Annotated in this window: 2 protein-coding genes; both read right to left on the bottom strand. The window is 66.1% G+C overall.

Annotation, left to right across the window (positions count from 1 at the left end; translation table 11 throughout):
- Positions 1-33: 33 nt before the first annotated feature.
- Complete coding sequence (locus P2L57_RS39795) at positions 34-936, bottom strand: IS3 family transposase (RefSeq protein ID WP_275823477.1); 903 nt, start codon at positions 934-936, stop codon at positions 34-36.
- Between the two features lie 5 nt (positions 937-941).
- Positions 942-1,229, bottom strand: coding sequence for a transposase (locus P2L57_RS39790; protein ID WP_275823475.1), 288 nt, complete (start codon positions 1,227-1,229; stop codon positions 942-944).
- Positions 1,230-1,317 lie beyond the last annotated feature (88 nt).

Genomic DNA, 1,317 nt, shown 5'->3' with positions numbered 1-1,317 from the left:
TGAAGTTCCCCCCTGTTCTTGGACAGCGGGTTTCTACGCTGCGGGGGTGAAGTCTTGTCGGAGCCTGGCTCGGGTTTCGAGCGGGGTGATGTACCCGTATTCGCGGTGCTTGCGCAGGCGTGCGCGGTTGTACTCGACCTCGATGAAGCGGAAGATGTCGGCCCGGGCCTTGGCCTGAGTGGGCCAGACAGTGGTACCGATCTCTGCCTTAAGCAGGGCAAACCAACTCTCCGCCGCAGCGTTATCGTAACAGGAGCCCACACGGCCCATGCTCTGCCTCATGTCCAACTCCCGTAGTGCGGTGCGGAACTCGGCGCTGGTGTACTCGCTGCCGCGGTCCGTGTGCATGATGCAGCCCTCCTCCAACTGCCCGCGCCCGGCGGCCATGCGCAAGGCGGCGACCGGCAGCTCGGCCCGGTGGTGGTCCGCCAGCGCCCAGCCGATCACCTCCCTGGTCGCCAGATCGATGCACGTCGCCAAATACAACTTCCCCTCCAGCGTGACCAGTTCGGTTATGTCGCCGACCAGCCGCATTCCCGGCCGGACAGCGGTGAAGTCGCGACCGATCAGGTCGGCGGCGAACACGGCCCGCTTCGCCTGCCGGGTCAGTCCCCGCCGCCGGCGTCGCGTGACCCCGCTGATGGCGTTCTCCCGCATCAACCGCTCGATACGCTTGAGGTTCACCATCCGTCCGGCCCGCACCAGGGCGGCATGGACCCGCGGCACCCCGTAAGCACCGCGCGACCCGGCATGCAGTACGCGGATCTCGTTGACCAGCAGCTCCTCGCTCCGCCACCGCGCCAGACGGGCAGGCCGCGAGGCCATGTGGGCGTAGTAGGTGGAGCGCGGCACCCCCAGAGTGCGGCACAGCAGCGCCACGCTGTAACCACCGGGATTCGTCTCGGTGGCCTTCTCCGCATCGATGAAGCGACACACGGCGCCTACTTCACGATCTCCTTCGCGAAGAAGGCCGCGGCTTTTACCAGGATCTCATTTGCCTTCTTCGCCTCGGCCAACTCCCGACGCAGGCGCCGTAGTTCCTCGCGCTCGTCGCTGGTCAGCGCCCCCGCCGGGCCCTGACCCCGGTCAATCTTCGCCTGCTTAACCCAGCCGCGCAGGCTCTCGGGGCTCACACCAAGATCGCGGGCGACCTCGGTGACGGTCTTGTCGGAGGACAGGGCCAGTTCGACGGCATCACGCTTGAACTCCGCCGAGTACCGCTTGCTCATGTTGCTCTTGCTACTCACTACCTGGACTGCTTCCTCCGGGACTCATCCGTCCCAGTATCAGGCTGTCCAGATCAGTGGGGGAACTCCA

Origin of the sequence: Streptantibioticus ferralitis, from assembly GCF_029223525.1 — a bacterium.
In the GTDB taxonomy this organism is placed as follows: Bacteria; Actinomycetota; Actinomycetes; order Streptomycetales; family Streptomycetaceae; genus Streptantibioticus_A; species Streptantibioticus_A ferralitis.
Note: the sequence above shows the minus strand (reverse complement) of the source record. Positions and strands in the feature narration are given on the sequence as shown.